This window comes from Candidatus Symbiopectobacterium endolongispinus (genome assembly GCF_018777385.1).
Taxonomy (GTDB): Bacteria; Pseudomonadota; Gammaproteobacteria; order Enterobacterales; family Enterobacteriaceae; genus Symbiopectobacterium; species Symbiopectobacterium endolongispinus.
The window spans coordinates 689,152-710,446 of the sequence record NZ_JAFJYB010000003.1; the positions used below are offsets into that span (position 1 = coordinate 689,152).

Here is a 21,295-nt window from a genome sequence, read left to right on the forward strand (position 1 = left end):
AAATTAAATTCAGTTTTGGCTAATGATGATAGGGGCAGGGAGAATCTGATGCGGAGAAAATCGGTGTCGCCAACCCGCAGGTTGGCGACACCAGAAGTTTATGCTACGGGTTTGGCAATGATACTGCGCGTTTCCATGCGCACGTCGGTCAATACCACATCTAGCGTATCGCTTTGGCGGTAGACCACTTCACCTTTGACGGAGACCGTGCCCGTTTCCTGGCTGCTGACTAACTCATCGCGTACTGCGTGAATAAACGAAGCCGGGATAAAGGCAACGGCACCGTTGTCCAGCAAACGTACACGCAGACCACCACGCGTCACATTGATGATCTCGGCGCGGAAGCGGGCATCAGTCCCGGCTTTCTGTTTCAGGAAACGAGCATACAGCCAGTCACCGACGTCACGCTCGGCCATCCGGTTTAAACGACGGCGCTCCGCCATTTGTTGCGTGATGTCATCTTGCGGTTTCTCAGCGGGCTGTCGGCAAATAATTGCTTTCAGCAGGCGATGGTTGATCATGTCGCCAAACTTGCGGATGGGTGAGGTCCAGGTGGCATACGCATCCAGCCCCAAACCAAAATGCGGCCCTGGCGTAGTGGAAACCTCGGCGAAGGTTTGGAAGCGGCGAATGCGGCTGTCTAAAAATGACGTCGGCTGCGCATCCAGCTCTCGGCGCAGTTTGCAAAAGCCGTCCAGGGTCAACAGCGCAGCAGCGTCCGCTTCAATGCCGTTGTTGCTTAACACCGTCACGGCCTGATCGACCTGAGTTGGCTCGAAACCGTTGTGCACGTTGTAAATGCCGAAGCCAAGCTTCTCTTTAAGCATGCGTGCGGCGCAGATATTGGCGGTGATCATGGTTTCTTCGACGATACGATTAGCGATGCGACGTTGCTCAACCACGATATCCAGCACATCGCCCTGCTCACCGAGCAGGAAACGGTAATCAGGACGATCTTTAAACTCCAGCGCATGGGTGGCACGCCAAGCGCTGCGGGCCAGACCGATGCGGTGTAACAAACGGATTTGCTCGGCAACGGCATCGTTCTCCGGCTGCCATTCCCCCTGTTGCTCCAGCCAGTCTGAAACGTTGTCGTAAACCAGTTTGGCCTTGGATTCTACCCAAGCGGCAAAGAACTGCGCATCATCGCCCAGCGTACCGTCGGCCGCGACGGTGACGCGGCACACCACTGCCGGGCGGCGCTCCTGCGCGCGCAGCGAGCAGAGATCGTCGGAAAGCACGCGCGGCAGCATCGGAATATTGAATCCCGGCAGGTAGTTGGTAAACGCACGTTGACGCGCCAGCCTATCCAGCGTGCTGCCCGCTTCCACATAGGCGGTAGGGTCAGCAATGGCGATCGTGAGTTCCAGCGTGCCGTCGCCGTTGTCTTTGGCATACAGCGCATCGTCCATGTCTTCGGTGCTGGCGCTGTCGATGGTAACAAAGGTCAGTGCGGTCAAATCTTCGCGCGTCAGATTGCCGTCATTGAGTGTCAATTCGCTGTCCATTTCTGGCGCAGTACGTTCAAGATTATGACGTGACAACGTCACCCACCACGGCGCCAGCGGATCGTCGCCGGTGGTGATGTATTGCGTTAATTCAGCATGGAAGCTGCGATCGCCTTTGAGCGGATGGCGACGCATTTCCGCCACGGCCCAATCACCATCCTGAAAGGTGTGATTGACGTCGCGTCCGGTACGGCAGGGGATCACCTCTTTCAACAGCGGATTATCGGGCAGGATGGAAAAACGGTCATCCTTTTTCTGCACGCGGCCAACAAAGCGCGTCAAAAAGGGTTCAATCAGGGATTCCGGCTCTGCGATTTCACGATCTTTATCGGAGTGGAGCGTCGCAACGATACGATCGCCATGCATCACCTTCTTCATCTGCGGTGGTGGAATAAAGTAGCTTTTTTGTGCGTCGACTTCCAAAAAGCCGAACCCTTTATCAGTGCCTTTCACTACGCCTTCAGCACGCGGAATTTGGTAGTGAAGTTGCTGTTTTAGCTGGGCAAGCAGCGGATTATCTTGAAACATAATGAGTAAAAGAGATGTCCAGATGCGGTTATTAACGACACTAATGAATGGCAGACAGTTTTACGCGAAACCCGTGCTGGCGGCAAGCGTGATGTATATCAATGAGAGCAATCTTCGCGTTTTGAGAATAACCGCTAATGCATCGCGTAACGGAAGTGGAACGCAGGCGTCCCGGCCAGTGCCGAGACGCCAGTATATCAGGCGATACGTCGCTCAGTTTCTGTATCGCGCTGGCTGCGGGTTATGATCACGGGCACCGATTTTGAGGTCGGTGTAAAGGTTTCACACCTACGCTTGAGAGCGGTACTAACGGATTGGTTTCCGGGTAATAGGCGGCCAGATTGCCGCGAGGAATATTGTAGCTGACCAGGCGAAATCCACTCACCTTACGTGTGATGCCATCGTTCCACAGCGTCTCGATATCCACATCGTCACCGTCAGCCAACCCCAGTGCAGCCATGTCCTGCGGATTGATAAACAGCACCTCGCGTTGCCCGTAAACGCCGCGATAGCGGTCATCAAGACCATAAATGGTGGTGTTGTACTGATCGTGCGAACGCAGGGTTTGCAGGGTAAAAGGAGCCTGTTGCGTGCCAAGCTGTGGGAACAGGGTTTTCGGCAGTTCGGCGGCGCAGAAGTTGGCTTTGTGATTCGGGGTGTTAAAGCGTAACTCAGCCGCCGCATTGCCCAGATAGAACCAGCCGGGCTGTTCGCAACGGGCGTTGAAATCGTTGAAGCCGGGCAGGGTGGCAGCGATGTGGTCACGGATCAGTGAATAATCTCCCGCGAGTGCCAGCCCATCCACCGGTTGGTTGCCCAACGTGGCATTGGCAATGCCGGCGACGATAGCGGTCTCAGAGCGCTGTTGTTCTGACAGGGGGTAGCCCACACCTTCCGAGGCGTGCACCATGCTAAAGGAATCCTCTACGGTAACAAACTGCGGGCCGCTGGCTTGGACGTCGCGCTTGGTGCGTCCCAGTGTCGGCAGGATCAGCGCGTCTTGCTCACCGGTAATCAGGTGGCTGCGGTTGAGTTTGGTACTGATGTGTACTGTGAGCTGACAGTGCTGCAATGCGGCTTCGGTACGCGGCGAGTCAGGTGCTGCGGCGGCAAGATTACCGCCCAAAGCGATCAACACGCGCACCTCATCGCGCAGCATGGCTTCCAGCGCTTCAACGGTATTATGGCCGGGTTGGCGCGGGGGGGGGGGGGGGGGGAAGCGAAGTGCGCGCCGAGGCTGTCGAGAAACGCCTGACTCGGTTTCTCATCAATGCCCATGGTGTGATTACCCTGCACGTTGCTGTGTCCGCGCACCGGGCATAGCCCTGCGCCAGGCTTGCCTAACTGACCAAACAGCAGTTGCAGATTGACGATCTCCCGCACGGTGGCAACGGAATGTTTATGCTGTGTTACGCCCATGGCCCAGGTGCAAATGACGCGCGGCGAGCGCTGATAAATATCGGCCACGGCGCGTAATTTCGCTTCGCCTAAACCGGATTGCTTTTCAATCTCGGACCATGTGGTGGCATCCACCACCGCCAGATACGCCTCAACGTTGGCGGTATGGCTGGTGATAAACGCACTGTCAAACAACCCCGGTTGCTGCTGTGTCAGACGCTGACGGTGGGTTTCCAGCAGGACTTTGACCATGCCGCGCACTGCGGCCATATCGCCGCCGAGATGGGGTTGCAGGTAGGTTTCGCTGATGGTGCCGGACAGCGGTGTCAGCAGCTCCAACGGGTTTTGCGGATTGGTAAAGCGTTCCAGACCGCGTTCGCGCAGCGTATTGAATGACACGATGTGCGCGCCGCGATCGGCGGCATGACGCAGGCTGTGGAGCATACGCGGATGGTTGGTGCCGGGATTTTGTCCGAATACGAAAATGGCATCGGCATGTTCAAAATCTTCAAGGCGGATGGTGCCTTTACCGACGCCAATGCTTTGCTTCAAACCGGTACCGCTGGCCTCGTGGCACATATTGGAACAGTCGGGAAAATTATTGGTACCAAACAGCTGATACAGGTAAGAGGCTTCGTTGCTGGCCCGTCTCGAGGTGTACAGTTTTAACTGATTGGGGTGTTACAGCGCATGGAGATGCCGGGCGATCAGCGCAAAAGCGTCCCGCCACTCAATCGGTACATAGCGATCGCTGGCGCGGTCATAGCGCATCGGATGGGTCAACCGTCCCTGATATTCGAGAAAATAGTCGCTCTGCTGGCGCAGTCGGCTCACGCTGTGGGCGGCAAAGAACGCCGGATCGATGGCTTTACGCGTGGCTTCCCAGCTCACGGCCCTGGCTCCGTTTTCGCAAAAACTGAAGGTGCTGCTGTTATCGTCACCCCAGGCGCAGCCGGGACAATCAAATCCTTTTGATTTATTGACACGGAGCAAGTTTCGAATATTTTTCAGCGCTTGCTTGCTGTCGAGCACAAAACTGGTTGTGGCTTCTAAAGAGCCCCAACCACCTGCTGCGCTCTGGTATGGTTTGATGGCGGGTTTGAATTTCATGGTGGTGTCCGCAGGTGTTGAATGTTTGTGTTATGTAAATTTTATATTAAATATTTGCGATGTGTGGCCAGTCTAAGAGTGAGCGCGTCGATCGTCTAATCGACTGTGGCTATGGCGCGATTAAGAAAGGCTATTGAGTTTATGCGCTTGGTATATTTCACATTTTATAACCCCTTATAGGCGAATGACTTGCGGTGTACGGCGAAATTGGTTTCACTGTCATTTCTGTGGGGACGCTCCCCTTAACGTATGCCAGACAGGAAGCGACATCATCGACATCAAACAGCTTATTTACCTGTGCAATCTTGAGAAAGAGCGCCATTTTGGACGTGCGGCGGAGGCCAGTTTCGTCAGCCAGCCCACGCTCTCTATGCGGCTGAAAAACCTGGAGCGCGAGCTCGATTTGGCGCTGATTAATCGCGGTAACAATTTTGAATGGTTCACGGCGGAGGGTGAGCGCGTTTTGGTCTGGTCGCGTGAAATCGTTTCGATTTATCAGGGATTGAAGTTGGAAGTGGCGTCGCTTAAGCGTGGCGTGGGCGGCGTATTGCGCATTGGTGCGGTGCCGCAATCGGGAATGGTGCTGGCGCAACTGTTGGCCGCTGCTCATGAGATCTACCCACAGCTCGACTATCAGGTCTCCTTGTTCAGTGCGGACCAACTTCTTGAAGCGCTCAATACCCACACGGTTGATATCGGTCTGGGATTTTTCGAGCTTACCACGCTCAAAGAGCTGGCTTTTCAGGCGGCTCCCGTACACCGCAGTGAGATTTCGCTGGTTTACCACCCGCAAGCATTCCCACAGATGGTCGGAGAGACGCCGTTGGCATTAGCGGATTTGGCGGATGTGCCGCTGTGTCTGGTTGAGCCCAGCCGCTATTTTCGGCGTTATCTCGATGGACACTTTCGTGAGTCAGGTGTGACGCCGAAGGTCAAAGTGGAAAGTACCTCGGTGATGCAATTGATGCAAAGCGTCTTTTTAGGATTGGGCTGTGCCGTCGTGCCTCAAGGGAGCCTGTTGCCGGAAATGACACCCGCACTGCGTTTTCGCCCACTCACACTGCCACCAATGCAGCGTCAGGCGGCGCTGGTTGTGGCCCCAGTTGGCAAGGTTACTGCCCTGGCACAAAATTTCTTTGTTTTCGCACAAACGTGGCTGGCAGAAAACGCAGGTTGAGTTGGGACGAAAAAAAACCACCGAATGCCGGTGGTTTTTACCGATAGCGGTTGGAAATTAATCCAGTTCCAGCTCATTCATGGCAGCGATATTGAAGCCGCCATCCACGTGCAGGACTTCACCGGAGATACCAGCAGCCAGATCCGAGCACAAGAAAGCAGCCGTATTGCCTACGTCTTCAATGGTGACCACACGGCGGATAGGCGTTACCGCCTCGCAGTGGGAAAGCATTTTCTTGAAGTTTTTGATGCCAGACGCAGACAGCGTGCGGATGGGGCCAGCGGAAATGGCGTTAACACGCACACCTTGCGCGCCCATGGCGTTAGCCATGTAGCGAACGTTGGCCTCCAGAGAGGCTTTGGCCAGACCCATCACGTTGTAGTTCGGGATAGTGCGCTCGGCACCGAGGTAGGAGAGTGTTACCAGCGCGGAGTTCGGGTTCAGCATGGCGCGGCAGGCTTTTGCCATCGCCACGAAGCTGTAGGAGCTGATATCGTGCGCAACGCGGAAACCGTCACGGGTCACGGCGTCGACGTAATCACCATCCAGTTGGTCGCCTGGAGCGAACGCGATGGAGTGGACAAAACCGTCAAAGGTCGGCCATACGTTAGCCAGTTCGGCAAACAGCGCTTCAATGCTGGCATCTTCCGCAACGTCGCACGGCAGTACGATGCTGGAACCCAGCTCTTGTGCGAAGCCTTCAACACGCGATTTCAGCTTGTCGTTCTGGTACGTAAACGCCAGTTCAGCGCCTTCGCGTTGCATCGCCTGTGCGATACCGAATGCAATTGAGCGGTTACTGGCAACACCAGTTACCAAAATGCGCTTACCGGTTAGAAAACCCATAGCAGTAATCCTTGTGATTATAGTTGCTGCGAACGCCCGCACAGAATGCGTTAATCAGGGCGTTCGAAGTGAGTAAACCGGGCGATTCTAGCATGGTTGCCCCCCGTGGGGTACTCCGAGCAGTATCGCCCGCGCGTTTGCCACGATGTCGCGCTGGCGAATCCGGCTAAAACTGCGCGCCGTCACGGCGCCAGGCATCGGCACTGAGCGCTTCGCTAAAGTGGCTGGCAATCAGGCGTTTGGTCAAATCGTGTAGCGGCGCGGCCAGCACGTCTGCGGTGCTGCCTCGCTCGACCACTTCACCCTCATGCATTACCATGATGTGCTTCATCATGCCCAGATGCTGAGTGACATAAATATAGGAGATGCTTTGTTCTTCCTGAAGTTCCAACATCAAATTAATGATTTGCGAGCGCATCGACATATCTAACAAGGCCAGTGCCTCGTCAGCCACGATCACCTTGGACTGCAAGATCAACGCCCGTGCCAATCCCACGCGCTGTTTTTGGCCGGGTGCCAGCGCCTGCGGGTAGTAGTAGGCGTGATCAGGGCGCAGGCCTACCTGTTGCAGCGTCTGGTTGATCATTTTTCCCGCTCGTGACCGTTCAATGTGGTATTCAACCGCAGCGGCATATCAAGCAGTTGGCCAATACGCTGGCGTGGGTTGAGCGCATTGCCTGCGTCCTGAAAAATCATGCGCACCTGCTGGCAACGGAAGCGATAATCGCCGTAGCACAAAGGATGATCGTTAATCAGCAGTTCACCGGAGGTCGGTGGGATGACCCCCGCCAGCATTTTCGCCAGGGTCGATTTACCGGAGCCGTTCTCACCGATAATCGCCAGCGTCTGCCGTTCACGCAGCGTGAAACTCACGGATTTCACAGCTTCAACGTGTTGGCGGTGAAATAACCCGGTGCGGTAGCGGAACGTTTTGGTCAGGTTGCGCGCTTCGAGCAGAATGTCATCCATCATTGCTCCTCCGTATTAAGCGGGAAATGGCAGGCAAACCAGTGATTTTTGGTCGATACCAACAGTGGTGTTTGCATGCATTTTTTCTGCGAGTAGGGGCAACGCGGACCGAGACGGTAGCCTACCGGCAGATACTCTAGTGACGGAATAGCGCCCGGCAGCGTGTTGAGTCTGCTTTTGTGCGGCACCGAACGCCCGAAATCGGGCATGGCGCGGATCAGCGCCTGGGTGTAAGGGTGGTGCGGTGATCAGCTCTTCACTTGGCGCGCTTTCCGCCGTTTGTCCGCAGTAAAGCACGTTGATGCGATCGGCCCACTTACTCATGGTTTGCAGGTCATGACTGATCAATAAAATGGTGGTGTTATTGTTTTGATTCAGTCGCGACAGAAGCCGGAAAATCTGCGCCTGCGTGGTCGATTCCATCGCATTAGTCGGTTCATCGGCGATCAGCAGACGCGGCTGGTTCGCCAAGGCGATGGCAATCATTACCTTCTGGCATTCACCCTCCGTCAATTCATAGGGGTAACTGCGCATGATATCTTTGTGATCCCTAATGCCTACCCGGTGCAACAGTTCGATGGCGCGGCGTTTGCGCCACTGAAAGCGTTGCCACCAACGACCTTTGTAGGTCCAGCCGGGAATGGCAAGCATCAGCTGTTTGCCTATGTGCTCGGAGGGATCGAGACTCCTGAAAAATCATCGACACGTTGTGGCCCACCAGCTTACGCCGTGCACGGGGTGAGAGTTGCAGCAAGTCGATATCATCAAAGCGGAAGTGGTCAGCCGTCACCCGCCAGTTATCTTTGGTTACGCCGCAGATGGCTTTCGCGATAAGACTCTTGCCCGATCCCGATTCTCCCACCAGGCCGCGGATTTCCCATTCGGTCAGGGTAATACTGACGCGATCGACGGCCTTGACCGGACCGTCAGGCGTAAGGAATTCAATGGTCAGATTACGAATATCGAGTAGTGCCATGGTTCGTCTCCGCCATTAATCCATTTGTGACAGCAGGGAACGGCGGATGCCATCGCCCAGCAGATTCACAATCAGTACGCTGAGGGTAATGGCTACACCCGGCAACATCACCGTTCAGGGCGCGGCATAAACCAGTTCCAGCGAATTACCTAACATGGCGCCCCATTCGGGTGTTGGCATTTTAGCGCCCAGATCGAGAAAGTCCAGTGCTGAAATGTCTAGAATGGCGATAGAGCGCGCGCGGGTAAACTCGGACACCAGCACCGGCCCGATATTGGGTAACACCACGTACCAAATGATATAGCGGGTTGATGCGCCGTCTAATCGGGCGGCGATCACATATTCCTTATCCATCTCATCGTGCACGGCGGTGTAGAGCGTTCTCACCATACGCGGCGGCAGCGCCAGCCACACGGCCAGCATAGCGTGCGTCAAATCCGGGCCGATAAAGGCGATCACCACGATAGCCAGCAGCAATGACGGTATTGACAGCAACGTATCAAGGATATGGTTTAATAATGCGGAACGCAGGCCGTGCGTTACGCCAGCTAATGTGCCGAGCACAATGCCGTAGAACGCCGCCGCATAGGTGACGATCAACGCTGAACCGACGGTCGCCGCAGTACCGGTCAATAACCGGCTTAATAGATCGCGCCTCAGATCGTCTGTACCGAGAAAGAAGGACACTTCCCCGTAATGTGACCAGGAAGGCGGCAGCAATTGATAGCCCAGAAATTGCTGATCGACGGCATAAGGGGCGATAGCAGAGCCAAACAGACACAGAAACAGCAGCGCCAAAAAGCCGTACAGCCCAATCATCGCCAGCGTATCGCGATGGAAAAATTGCCAGATATCCCGCACGCGGCTGGGCAGGCGCTTTTCACTGTAAACGTTATCGAAGGGCATATGATTTCACTTGGACTGCTCTTGATGCATGTGGTGTTACTCTACTTATATCAATCATATCATTACCTTGTGTCAGAAAAGTACCGAGACAAAGTAGAGGTAATCTCTGATTTACACGGGCTGAATGTCAGGCTCGCGATTTCCTGTGGCGCAGCCTTTTTACCGATAGCGCTGAGGAAAGAAGTCCGTAGCGTTAAGCATAGGTGATTATCCTTCTATATCACTGTCGCAGGCAAGAGAACACAGGTAGCAATTTCGAACCTGGAGCACCGGAGGTTATAACCCGCGTCGCGGACTCCCTGAATACTGTTTACTGCCCCACATTTATCCTTTCAAAAAATGGCTTATTCTTCCCTTTGATTTTATCAAAAGAAAATTCTGTGTAGTTAATATCTGTATATCCTTTAACCAGCAACTTTCCTTCTTTAAGGTCAGACAAACTTGTCCATACGTTATATTCTGTTTGTGGCGTTTTCGCCTCACCCTGCACATTTCTCTCATCCACAGTAATAACTTTAATACGGTCAAATCTGTTCATAATATGCGCTAGTGTATTCATTGCGAGTTGCGAATTTGCCGGCTTTTGTGCATAGGTCGTATAAAATACACCACGAATGAATCGACCTACAGAGGTGTCTGAAGAGGGCAGTGCCGAAATGGCAATACCGCTGTCGGGTTGACTGACTGGCATATTCCCAAACGTTGAGTGAGAACGATCAACGTTGGTTAGTTGTGTATAGTTATTCAGATTCTGCAAGTACCAAGAGAAATCAGGTCCATTTATCATAACTCGAGTCTGGTTATCATAAACCTTCAACTTACCGTCAACTACTTCAACAACTATACTGCCGCCATTTTTATCATAGAAAGCATAATGAAATGGGGCTTTAATATCACCAAATCCTTTAATGACCGGGGCGCGGAATTTCGTCTTTTCTACAGCTTTTTTTACTTCGCTGACACTTGAAAATTGAGATAAAGCCCATTCTCCTATCGCGGTGACAGGGATGGCATCTTTATATTCATTGGGGTTTTAAATTATCAAGCTCAGCGCTATTTATCATATTGGCACTGAATGAAAGCCCCCCACTGTTCATCCCTTGGAAATGTTATAAATATCAACATCACCATATACCTTGGTGCTGATGGCTAGTATTTTATAATGAGACTGATAACGAACACCATTTTTACCGTCGGGCATTTTTTCTGGAAAACCGTGTTTTCCGGATAATAGGTTACCCAAGAAGGGATATATGTCGTGAGCTCAAGCGTACGGCCATGGTATAAATTGTTGTTTGTATCCAGAATAGCCAGGCTGGTACAGGACTCCGCATTAAATTGTACAGATAAGAACAGAGGGAACATAAAATAAAGAAGGTGTTTTTTTCATTCAAGATACTCCTTATGATTAAAAACAATAATGATATCAATTAAGTATCTCCGCTGCTATGGCTGAGAGTCTATTTTAATCACTCTCTATCATAGCGCTAAATCAGCACAAGTTACAGCAACATAGCAAAAGATTCGATGAATGTAATGATATCAGGATACTTGATTATTTCGAGTATCCGCTCGTTGTTTATTTGATGAGCACGGCAAGAAGCTAACACGGAGAGTTACCTCGCAGAGGCATAGACCGTACTGAACCGGAGGTGACAGGGGATGCGATTGTTGGGTTTGCAAAAATCAGGGACAATATGCAGCGACAGGGGCATCAGCACTGTACTGGTGTGCAAGTATCAAGTTTACTAGTTATCAATGCATTGAATCAATGAATTTAAACTGTCACCAAGCTCTTATTAAACGCAAAAAAAGGAACCATTCTTGGAATCTTAGGATTTAAGCTGCTTTCAGACATAATCATAAAAAGGGCTTTAAGATCGCCATATATTGCTGTGCTATTGTGAAGCGAGTGTGTACCTAATATTTTCTTGAAAAACTCATGGTCTGAATAAATGTCAGGTAAGGCCCTTCAACGCTAGGATGTTTAGATTGGTAGAATGACGGCCTGTCCGCCAACTGGTTCACTTCGCCAATTATTTCATGGAGATTGACGACGTTTTTAATATAGTTACCCCGGTCATAGGTTGTGCAGTTATCCGCCAAAACGCCATAAACATCTTTGGTGTAGGCATTATGTATGACAAACGTGTTGTTTCTTGAATGATACATATCTTCAATCATGTTTTCCACAATCGCTTTAATGTTTCCTTTTAAAGAAGCAATTTCCTAATCGCTTTCTGCATGCTTGATTTTAAAAACCATTTCAGAAATATATTTTCTTTGGCTGTCCTCCGGATCTGGCTTATGGTAGGCATTTAATTCAGTCACGTAAGAATTAATGATTCCTTTGTTGTAGGTTGCTGCTCCTGGATTGGTTGCTACATCGTCACGCAATGCACGCCTCATTGGGTGTTCATAAGGTTCGGAACCGATTCTGTTCATCAAAAAGGGAAGGGGTAATATAAAAAACATTATCAAGGCACGCAAGCAGGTGCCTGCGTGTGAAGAACGAAAAGCGAAGATGGAGTACTTATCGCATGTATCATTGTTTAATCGATTGATGTATGTTTATTCTTTTCGGTTGCCCTATCGAAGGGCATACCATTCCTTATGCTTCAGGGAGTTTGCCATTGCGCCCCAAATATCGGACAGCACATTGACCGTAATTACCATTGCTCCGAAACCATAACCCCGGCGGAGATAGCGGAGTAATCTTGCTGGCGAATCGCATCCACCAACCAGCGCCCTAAACCGGGCCAACTGAACACCACTTCGGTAATGATCGCCAGCGTCAGCATGGTGGATGCTTTGCACCACATCGGCAAACTGCAAACTGGTGAAATAGGGGTATTCACCGCCGTTAACGTCATGATACGGGTGGGTTTTTCCAGCATTCGTTGCAGACTGAAAATCACATCATCGGCGTTTAACGGGCGAGTAGGCGTAAACCAGTCGGTGGTTTGAAACGGCACATCGTGGCGCAGGTATAAACGGTAGGTGTAAGGGTCCACATCCAGCAGTCGGTCGTAAAGCTGTGCTGCCAGTGTATCGATGATCACACCGCTGCGCGCCATTTGCGGGTTGAAGGTATTGACCACGCCGTTGACGCAGACCCCGCACAGGCAGGCGGAGTACAGCGCGCCTATTTTTATCAGGCAGGATGTGTATCCAGACATACGATGCGCTGTTAGTTGGCTGAAAATCAGAGTTGTCATTATAAGAGTGTACCGCACTCTGCTAAAGCTCCCCACTCCGTAGATGCTCACCTGCTGTATTTTCCGCCAAATTTGGAAAAATGCAGCGCTGAACCTGGTATCAGACGTCTACATCGCTGAAGGTAGAGTGCTACCTCACGAAATGATAATTTTTGTTATTTTTTCGCTAAGGAATTAACGCCAACTGCCGTTATACAAAAGATAACTCTGAATGGGCCACGAGAATGCAATATAACAGGGAGAAATGCGTGTGAGTGTAATTTCAGTCTATCCGTCAGCTTTACCATCAACGGCAACCTACAATGCTACGAATAAGGTGTCTGAATCTGATGCCGTCTTAGTCGGACGACAAAAGTCGATCGAATCGTTAGCCTCGGTAGACTCGACCCTATCGCCTGAAGCATTAGCGCGTCTTAAGCAGGATTTTGCAAATGCGACGCCTCCGAGCCAAGAAGAGCAGGAAGCGGCAAAGAAACTGATGTTGGAGATGAGGAATACTTATCTTGATGAATTGGAGCGCAGAGCGCCCGGGGTGACGCATCCGCTATACAGCACAGTGGGCTCTGACGTGTCATTGACGGATTTTCGCGCTTTTTTTTTGCTCTGGCACCAAATGTAACGCGTGAATCGACTCGAGTATTAGCGGATGCCCTTTATGACGCTGTGACTATTCCGCTCGAGAGTTCGGCAGACAGCACCCAGGCCGCAGGTATTGCATTGATGCGGGAGAAGCTGGATTTCATCAACAGCAACTACATACCCGAAGAGCATCAGGCGCAGGTCCGTGCCGATATTGATAACTATATGGAACGGCAACTGACAGTGCGCGATAAAAGCATGAAGCGAATGCTGGATAATGAATTAGATTATGCCAAGTTCTTGAAAGATGGGCCTCGTATAGAAGAAGCGCAGGAGAACGTCAGCGCCTATGCTCAGGGTAATTACCGTGCTCAGATAGAAATCTGGCAAGTGATGGCAATAAGTGAAAGCACAGAGGATACGCAGGTCATGACGGATAAGCTGACCCAGTGGTATTCGCGGATATCTTATCGTGATGCAGAGCAAGACGAACAGTTTGACACGCTGATCTCCAGTTGGCAGCAGTTCGTCGAAAAGTATCAAAAATAGAGAAGAACCCCACCGTCACTACGGAAATGAGAAAAACTCTCAATAAAGTGCTTTGCAACTGATACTGATAACTATTATTACTCATTTCGCACTCAAGAAGGCTTCTCGTAAGCGAGGAAGGGGAGCACGACATTGCTCACATTGCTCCCAGTATTATTTTAGCCAGCGTTTGCTGGGTTTTTTTATCTGTAATTTATCCCTCACCGCTGGTGATATCGTATTTTTTCAACAGCCCACGCAGCTGGTGGTAGGTCAATCCCAACAGCGTTGCGGCCTTACGTTGGTTAAAACGCGCTTGAGACAATGCCTTCTCAATGAGGGCTTTGTCTTGTGTCTGCTGCCATTCACGCAGCGCCAGTGGTAAACGCGGTAGGGTAGAAGCAACGCAAACTGGAGTAACCGGTGTTTCAGCGGTGCGTTGAAATGGGTTAATAATAATGGCATCCAAGGGTTCTCCCGCCGCGCCATGGCGATAAACCGAGCGTTCAACCACGTTTTTTAGTTCCCGAAAATTGCCGGGCCAGGCATAATTTAACAAGGTATCACGGGCGCGCGCAGAAAATCCGGTAAACAGAGGGAGTTGCAATTCCCGGCACATCTTAATGGCGAAGTGCTCCGCCAATAACATGATGTCCTGCTGGCGTTCGCGCAGCGGGGGCAGTTGCACCACATCGAAAGCAAGTCTGTCGAGCAGATCGGCGCGAAACTTACCAGCCGTAGCGAGTGCGGGCAGATCTTCATTGGTGGCACACACCAGACGTACATCAACCTGAAGCGGTTGGCTGCCTCCCACGCGCTCCAAAACGCCATATTCGATGACGCGCAGCAATTTCTCCTGCACCAGCATTGGCGCGTTACTAACTCATTGAGGAACAGCGTGCCGCCGTCTGCACGCTCAAAACGCCCCAGATGACGGCGTTGCGCGCCGGTGAACGCCCCGGCTTCATGGCCGAACAACTCTGAATCCAGCAGATTTTCATTAAGCGCCGCACAGTTCAGGGAAATAAACGGGCCTTGCCAACGTGGCGAAAGGTAGTGAAGGCAGCTGGCAATCAACTCCTTACCGGTACCGCGTTCGCCTAACACCAGCACCGGTTTGGTAAGCTGCGCCAATTGTGAAACTTGCTCCAGCATTTCAACAAAGCTGTCGGCTTCACCCAGGAGATTCTCCTGACCTTTTTCCATCAGATATCACCTTTTATTGCGGTTAATTTTGCTAACTGTTGGCGTATTTAACCAATCTATCCGATGATGCTCATTTGTCAAAAAAATAATAATCAATAATTTCAGTCAGATAAATTTATCGCTATGTTGGCATGCATCTTGTAATAGCAAGGGGGAACGCTAAGGTTGGTCGGCATCAAGCATGACGAATCAACATCACCACCCAGTGCATGCGCACTGTGATATGACCAAGAGGACACTGTAATGGGTATTTTTTCTCGTTTTGCCGATATCGTGAACGCGAACATCAATTCGTTACTGGACAAAGCGGAAGATCCGCAAAAGCTGGTGCGCTTGATGATCCAGGAAATGGAAGACACACTGGTAGAAGTACGCTCCACCTCGGCGCGGGCGCTGGCGGAGAAAAAACAGATTGCGCGTCGTGTCGAGCAGGCTGAATCCCAACAGGGACAATGGCAGGAAAAAGCCGAACTGGCGTTGCGTAAAGACAAAGACGATCTGGCGCGTGCGGCACTGCTTGAAAAACAGAAACTGGCCGACGTGATTGCGGTGCTGACCCGTGAAGCGGAAAATGTGGACGAAACGCTGACGCGCATGAAACGCGAAATTGGTGAGTTGGAAAACAAACTCACGGAAACCCGTGCCCGCCAGCAGGCGCTTTCGCTGCGTCATCAGGCAGCTTCTTCCTCTCGCGATGTGCGCCGTCAACTCGATAGCGGTAAACTGGATGAAGCGATGGCCCGTTTCGAACAGTTCGAACGCCGCATCGATTCGATGGAGGCGGAAGCAGAGAGCGCCGGTTTCGGTAAGCAGAAATCGCTGGATCAGCAATTTGCCGAGTTGCAGGCTGATGATGAAATCAGCGCTCAGTTGGCTGCGTTAAAAGCAAAAATCAAACCGGAAGCCTGATGGCGGCCAGCCTGTTGGGCCGCCCGCACCACACTAACACGCCTATCAAGGAGATATAATGAGCGCTTTGTTTCTTGCCATCCCATTGACGATTTTCATGTTGTTCGTAGCCCCGATATGGCTTTGGCTGCATTACAGTCAGCGCAAGCAACGTGATGCGGCGCAAGGGGAGGCATCCTGGGGGCAAAGCGATCTCCAGCGTTTGACCACGCTGTCTCAAGAAGCGAAACAGATGCGCGAGCGGATCCAGGCATTGGAAGAGATTCTGGATGCAGAACATCCCCACTGGAGGCAATCATGATAAAAGGAAAATTGAACGCGATGATGAATTCGCACGGCCGCAAGCTGTACCGGTTACCGCAAGAGGGTATGATCAAAGGCGTGTGCGCCGGGCTGGCGCGCTATCTGGATGTGCCGGTAAAACTGCTGCGTATCATTGTGGTGCTGTCGCTGTTCTTTGGACTGTTTTTCTTTACGCTGGTGGCGTATATCGTGCTGACCTTTGTCCTCGATCCGGCGCCGGCGGGCACTTATGAGCACGATGATGATGCCGTGCGCCCAAGTCAAACACTGAGCGAGGCAGATGCGGTATTGCGTGACAGTGAAGCGCGTTTGCGTGACATGGAGCGCTATGTCACCTCGGAGACCTTTGCGGTACAAAGCCGTTTTCGTCAACTGTGATGTCATCTACTGGCGTATGAATCATGGGGTATAGAACAAGGAGTGACGGATTGCCCCTAAAGCAACCTTTGCATCATTTACAGCATGAATTTGAAGCCCTGATTAATCGCAGTGTCGATCGCCAACTGCGGTTAGCCGTTACCGGGCTGAGCCGCAGCGGTAAGACCGCATTTATCACCGGTTTTGTCAATCAACTGCTCAACGTGCATAACGGCGCGCAGTTGCCACTTTTTTCCGCGGTGCGGGAAGGGCGATTGCTTGGCGCAAAACGGGTTCCTCAGAGACATCTGGCGGTGCCGCGCTTCGCTTATGACGAAGGCATGATGTCGCTGTTTGGCGATCCGCCGCAGTGGCCGACGCCGGCACGCGGCGTCAGTGAAATCTGTCTGGCGCTGCGTTATCGCTCCAACGATTCGCTGCCGCGCCACTTTAAGGATACCTCGACGCTCTATCTGGAGATTGTCGATTATCCCGGTGAATGGCTGCTGGATCTACCATTGCTGGAGCAAAATTACCTCGCCTGGTCGCGGCAAATGTTCGGGTTGCTGCAAGGTGAGCGCGCCCTGTGGGCCAAGCCGTGGTTAGATTTGTGCGATAAGCTCGATCCGCTGGCCCCCGCTGATGAAAATCTTCTGGCGGAGATTGCGCAGCGCTACACCGATTACCTGCTGCGCTGCAAGCAGGAGGGGCTGCATTTTATTCAGCCGGGGCGCTTTGTGCTGCCGGGTGAATTGGCTGGTGCGCCGGTTCTGCAATTTTTCCCGTGGCCGCAGGCGCAACAACTGGGAGACGTTGCGCTAGCGCAGGCGGATGAAAAAAGCACGCTCGGCATGCTGCGCCGCCGCTATGACTATTACTGCCAAACCGTAGTCAAAGGTTTTTATAAGCACTACTTTTCACGTTTCGACCGCCAGATTGTGCTGGTGGATTGTTTGCAACCGCTCAACCGCGGGCTACACGCTTTTACTGATATGCGTCTGGCGCTCACGCAATTGATGCAAAGTTTCCATTATGGCAAACGCACCTTGTTGCGCCGTTTATTTTCGCCGTGCATCGATAAACTGATGTTTGCAGCCAGTAAAGCGAACCATATCACGGCGGATCAGCATGCGAATCTGGGTCGCTATTGCAGCAACTTGTACATGAAGCCTGGCAGAATGCGGCGTTTGAGGGCATCACCATGGATTGCGCGGGCATTGCGTCCGTGCAGTCAACCCAAAGTGGTATCGTGGAATATCACGGCAGAACCTGCCCGCGTTGCGCGGACATCGTCTTGGCGACGGTGAACCGCTGACGCTCTATCCCGGTGAAGTGCCCGCGCGTTTGCCCGGTGCCGCCTTTTGGCAGCAACAGGGCTTCCATTTTGAAGATTTTCGACCTCAAGCGATGAACGTTGATACGCCGCTGCCGCACATTCGGCTGGACAGCGTCATGGAATTTTTATTGGGGGGATAAATTGCGATGAGTGAACCGCTAAAGCCACGTATCACTTTTGATGATTATGCGTCGCGCCACTTCTCCCCAACGGTCCCCGAAGCAGAATTGAGCAGCGAGGGCGAGGCGGAAGCCGCCGTTGAAGCGGCATTGCGACCACGCCGCAGTCTGTGGCGCAAGCTGGTGATAGCAGGTATCACCTTATTCGGTGCCAGCGCGGTTGCGCAGGGCATCCAATCGGTACATACCGCCTGGCTGGAACAGCAGTGGATTGCGCTAGGTGGGTTGGCCGCGGGCGGTATGATAGTGGCTGCCGGCGCAGGCTCCCTGATTGCCGAGTGGCGGCGTTTGTACCGTTTGCGGGCTCGTGCCGAAGCGCGCGATAAAGCACGAGAGTTGCTCGGCATTCACGGTATTGGGCAGGGGCGCGATTTTTGTGAAAAGCTGGCGCAGCAGGCCGTGTTGGATGATGGGCATCCCGCACCCCAGCGTTGGTGTGCCTCGCTGCATGAAACACACAACGATAAAGAAGTGCTGGTACTTTACGCCAATCTGGTGCAACCGGTGCTGGATAACCGCGCCCGCCGTGAGATCAGCCGTTCGGCCGCTGAATCCACGCTGATAATTGCGGTCAGTGCGCTGGCACTGGTGGACATGGCTTTCATAGCCTGGCGCAATTTGCGTCTGATCAATCGTATCGCCGCGCTTTACGGTATTGATCTGGGCTATTTTAGTCGCATTCGCCTGTTTAAATTGGTGTTGCTGAATATCGCTTTCGCCGGTGCTTCAGAGATGGTGCGTGAAATCGGCATGTACTGGATGTCGCAGGATCTGGCAGCGCGCCTTTCGGCCCGCGCTGCACAGGGAATTGGTGCTGGTTTGCTGACCGCACGACTCGGCATTAAAGCGATGGAACTCTGTCGTCCATTGCCATGGCTCGACGACAAGCCGCAGCTTGGGGATTTCCGGCGTGAATTGGTCGGGCAAATCAAGGCCGTGGTACAGAAAAAAAACACACCAACGCCGCCGTAACACCCACGAACGCTCGAAATACCGCCAACGGGAAAAAGATGTTGCCACCTGTCAACTTTTGCTGACAGGTAGCTTCATCCGTGGGATGGGACGCGGTATGATGCCGGAGATATCCATTCCCCTGGAAGAAGGTAGCTGTTAATGCGTCTGGAAGTCTTTTGTGAAGATCGAATTGGCCTGACGCGCGAGTTGTTAGATTTACTGGCCTCGCGCGCTATTGATTTGCGGGGTATTGAAATTGACCCCGCCGGACGGATTTACCTGAATTTTGCCACGCTTGGATTTGACGATTTCCGTGTACTGATAGCGGAGATTCGACGTATCGAAAGCGTGCGCGATGTGCGCACTGTGGCGTTCATGCCTTCCGAGCGAGAGCAGCGCGCGATGAATGCCGTTTTGGAATCGATGCCAGAGCCGGTTTTCTCCCTCGATCTGAAAGGCAATATTGAATTGTTCAATCCGGCGATGTTGGCGCTGTTCGAACAATCTGCTGACAGCATCGGCGCGGTCACCATTAACCAGTTGATCCCCAATTACAACTTCACACGCTGGTTGGAGCGCGATGATCGCCGGCTGGAAGCGGAGCGTGTGGTGATTCGCGGGCAAGATTTCCTGTTGGAAATCACCCCGGTGTATTTGGATAATGACGCGGGCGAAAGCGTGATTGCCAGCGCGCTGGTTATGCTGAAATCGGCGGTGCGTATGGGCCGCCAGTTACAAGATCTGGCGGTTAACGATGAGAATGAATTTAATCATATCGTCGCCGTCAGCCCCAAAATGCGTCAGGTGGTTGAGCAAGGTAAAAAGCTGGCCATGCTCGATGCGCCGTTGCTGATCGTGGGTGATACTGGCACCGGTAAAGATATGCTGGCCCGTGCGTGCCATCTGCGCAGTTCTCGCGGCAAAAAGACTTTCCTGGCGCTCAATTGCGCATCACTGCCTGACGATGTGATGGAAAGTGAACTGTACGGCCACGCACCGGGAGCTTATCCCAATGCGCTGGAAGGCAAAAAAGGCTTCTTTGAGCAGGCCAATGGCGGTTCTGTATTGCTGGATCAGGTGGGCGAAATGTCGCCGCAGATGCAGACCAAGCTGCTGCGTTTTCTTAATGACGGCACCTTCCGTCGGGTTGGGGAAGAGCACGAGGTGCACGTTGATGTCCGGGTGATTTGCGCCACGCAAAAAAACCTGCTGGAACTGGTGCAGCGCGGTGAGTTTCGTGAAGATCTCTATTACCGGCTTAACGTGTTGATGCTTGCCTTGCCGCCGCTGCGCGAACGTCCGGCGGATATCATGGCGCTCACCGAACTGTTCATGGCGCGTTTTGCCGATGAGCAAGGTATTGCCAGACCCCGCATTGCGCCGGAGCTGTATCATCTGCTGCCGCAGTACGGATGGCCGGGTAATGTGCGCCAGTTGAAAAACACTGTTTATCGTGCGTTGACTCAGTTGGAAGGGCGCGAACTGCGCGTGCAGGATATCGATCTGCCTCAGTTCACCCTTGATACTGTACAGAACGATGATTTGCTTGAGGGGTCACTGGACGATATCAGCAAGCGCTTTGAACGTTCAGTGCTGACCCGCCTTTATCAGGCTTATCCCAGCACGCGTAAACTGGCAAAACGTCTGGGCGTTTCCCATACTGCCATCGCCAACAAACTGCGTGAATACGGATTGAGCCAGCGTAAAGCCGCAGATGAGGCGGAGGAATAATCCAAAAAAACGGCTGCCGAGGCAGCCGTTTTTTTATCTGTTGAGACTTATTTTAGTGCAGCCAGCGCGGCATCATAATCAGGTTCGGTGGTGATCTCGTTCACCAACTCGCTGTACAACACGTTGTCTTGCTCATCCAATACCACCACAGCGCGCGCTGTCAGTCCGTGCAGCGGGCCAGCGGCGATAGCAACACCGTAGTTATCCTTGAATTCCGCACCCCGCAGCAAAGAGAGTACCACCACGTTGTTCAGACCTTCTGCACCGCAGAAACGCGATTGTGCTAAACGGCAGATCGGCGGAGATACGGAGCACCACGGTGTTATCCAGCTCAGAAGCCAATTGGTTAAATTTGCGCACGGAAGCGGCGCAGACACCCGTATCAATACTTGGGAAGATATTCAGGATTTTACGCTTACCGGCGAACTGGGTCAGCGCGACATCGGAAAGGTCCTTGGCAACCAGTGTGATGGCGGGAGCTTTAGCGCCTTTCTCAGGAAAGTTTCCGGCTACAGCGACAGGATTGCCTTGAAAATGCACATTTTTTGACATTTCTTTGTCCTTCAATTACAGGTGG

The 21,295-nt window shown here is 52.5% G+C and carries 12 protein-coding genes and 10 pseudogenes; 9 read left to right on the forward strand and 13 right to left on the reverse strand.

Annotated features, from left to right (window positions below):
- Nucleotides 1-98: 98 nt before the first annotated feature.
- Both JZM30_RS14965 and JZM30_RS14970 read right to left on the reverse strand, forming a co-directional pair.
- Complete coding sequence (locus JZM30_RS14965; protein WP_252319613.1) at nt 99-2,036, reverse strand: exoribonuclease II; 1,938 nt, start codon at nt 2,034-2,036, stop codon at nt 99-101.
- 197 nt (nt 2,037-2,233) lie between these two features.
- Nucleotides 2,234-4,544: pseudogene (locus JZM30_RS14970) on the reverse strand (FdhF/YdeP family oxidoreductase).
- A 271-nt stretch (nt 4,545-4,815) separates the two neighbouring features.
- Between JZM30_RS14970 and JZM30_RS14975 the strand changes: the two are divergent.
- The gene (locus tag JZM30_RS14975; protein WP_252319691.1) at nt 4,816-5,721 is read left to right on the forward strand and encodes a LysR family transcriptional regulator; all 906 of its coding nucleotides are present in this window, start codon (nt 4,816-4,818) and stop codon (nt 5,719-5,721) included.
- Nucleotides 5,722-5,778: 57 nt separating this feature from the next.
- On the opposite strand, the gene fabI is transcribed toward JZM30_RS14975, so the two are convergent.
- The 9 genes and pseudogenes from fabI to JZM30_RS15020 all read right to left on the reverse strand — a co-directional run.
- On the reverse strand, nt 5,779-6,567 hold the full coding sequence (fabI, locus tag JZM30_RS14980) for an enoyl-ACP reductase FabI (protein ID WP_252319614.1): 789 nt from the start codon (nt 6,565-6,567) through the stop codon (nt 5,779-5,781).
- A 166-nt stretch (nt 6,568-6,733) separates the two neighbouring features.
- Nucleotides 6,734-7,536 (reverse strand): annotated as a pseudogene (gene sapF, locus JZM30_RS14985) (putrescine export ABC transporter ATP-binding protein SapF).
- Nucleotides 7,536-8,512, reverse strand: a pseudogene (gene sapD, locus JZM30_RS14990) (putrescine export ABC transporter ATP-binding protein SapD). Before sapD ends, sapF begins: the two co-directional pseudogenes overlap by 1 nt.
- Nucleotides 8,513-8,527: 15 nt before the next feature.
- Nucleotides 8,528-9,418, reverse strand: a pseudogene (gene sapC / locus JZM30_RS14995) (putrescine export ABC transporter permease SapC).
- A 310-nt stretch (nt 9,419-9,728) separates the two neighbouring features.
- Nucleotides 9,729-10,783 (reverse strand): annotated as a pseudogene (locus JZM30_RS15000) (linear amide C-N hydrolase).
- 555 nt (nt 10,784-11,338) lie between these two features.
- On the reverse strand, nt 11,339-11,611 hold the full coding sequence (locus JZM30_RS15005; RefSeq protein ID WP_252319616.1) for a hypothetical protein: 273 nt from the start codon (nt 11,609-11,611) through the stop codon (nt 11,339-11,341).
- 36 nt (nt 11,612-11,647) lie between these two features.
- Nucleotides 11,648-11,908: a hypothetical protein gene (locus JZM30_RS15010; protein WP_252319618.1), complete on the reverse strand. Its 261-nt coding sequence runs from the start codon at nt 11,906-11,908 to the stop codon at nt 11,648-11,650.
- Nucleotides 11,909-12,007: 99 nt separating this feature from the next.
- Nucleotides 12,008-12,225: pseudogene (locus tag JZM30_RS15015) on the reverse strand (ABC transporter permease subunit); the annotation flags it as partial.
- Nucleotides 12,212-12,636: pseudogene (locus JZM30_RS15020) on the reverse strand (hypothetical protein); the annotation flags it as partial. The pseudogenes JZM30_RS15020 and JZM30_RS15015, both read right to left, overlap by 14 nt.
- Before the next feature lie 250 nt (nt 12,637-12,886).
- Between JZM30_RS15020 and JZM30_RS15025 the strand changes: the two are divergent.
- Both JZM30_RS15025 and JZM30_RS15030 read left to right on the forward strand, forming a co-directional pair.
- The gene (locus JZM30_RS15025; protein WP_252319620.1) at nt 12,887-13,255 is read left to right on the forward strand and encodes a hypothetical protein; all 369 of its coding nucleotides are present in this window, start codon (nt 12,887-12,889) and stop codon (nt 13,253-13,255) included.
- A 44-nt stretch (nt 13,256-13,299) separates the two neighbouring features.
- Entirely contained in the window at nt 13,300-13,764 is a 465-nt protein-coding gene (locus tag JZM30_RS15030; RefSeq protein ID WP_252319622.1) for a hypothetical protein, read from the forward strand.
- 193 nt (nt 13,765-13,957) lie between these two features.
- On the opposite strand, the pseudogene pspF reads toward JZM30_RS15030, so the two are convergent.
- Nucleotides 13,958-14,949, reverse strand: a pseudogene (pspF, locus tag JZM30_RS15035) (phage shock protein operon transcriptional activator).
- Between the two features lie 243 nt (nt 14,950-15,192).
- Between pspF and pspA the strand changes: the two are divergent.
- From pspA to tyrR, 6 genes and pseudogenes are all read left to right on the forward strand, one after another.
- Entirely contained in the window at nt 15,193-15,858 is a 666-nt protein-coding gene (pspA, locus tag JZM30_RS15040; protein WP_252319623.1) for a phage shock protein PspA, read from the forward strand.
- A 58-nt stretch (nt 15,859-15,916) separates the two neighbouring features.
- Nucleotides 15,917-16,159 (forward strand): envelope stress response membrane protein PspB, encoded by a 243-nt coding sequence (pspB, locus tag JZM30_RS15045; protein WP_252319624.1) that lies wholly within the window; start codon nt 15,917-15,919, stop codon nt 16,157-16,159.
- Nucleotides 16,160-16,179: 20 nt separating this feature from the next.
- Complete coding sequence (pspC, locus tag JZM30_RS15050) at nt 16,180-16,539, forward strand: envelope stress response membrane protein PspC (protein ID WP_252319625.1); 360 nt, start codon at nt 16,180-16,182, stop codon at nt 16,537-16,539.
- A gap of 68 nt (nt 16,540-16,607) precedes the next feature.
- Nucleotides 16,608-18,004: pseudogene (locus JZM30_RS15055) on the forward strand (YcjX family GTP-binding protein).
- Nucleotides 18,001-19,005 carry a TIGR01620 family protein gene (locus tag JZM30_RS15060; RefSeq protein ID WP_252319626.1) on the forward strand — a complete coding sequence of 335 codons (1,005 nt, stop codon included), beginning with the start codon at nt 18,001-18,003 and terminating at the stop codon, nt 19,003-19,005. Before JZM30_RS15055 ends, JZM30_RS15060 begins: the two are co-directional and overlap by 4 nt.
- A gap of 141 nt (nt 19,006-19,146) precedes the next feature.
- Nucleotides 19,147-20,718 carry a transcriptional regulator TyrR gene (gene tyrR, locus JZM30_RS15065; RefSeq protein WP_252319627.1) on the forward strand — a complete coding sequence of 524 codons (1,572 nt, stop codon included), beginning with the start codon at nt 19,147-19,149 and terminating at the stop codon, nt 20,716-20,718.
- Between the two features lie 47 nt (nt 20,719-20,765).
- On the opposite strand, the pseudogene tpx reads toward tyrR, so the two are convergent.
- Nucleotides 20,766-21,270, reverse strand: a pseudogene (gene tpx, locus JZM30_RS15070) (thiol peroxidase).
- Between the last annotated feature and the right edge of the window lie 25 nt (nt 21,271-21,295).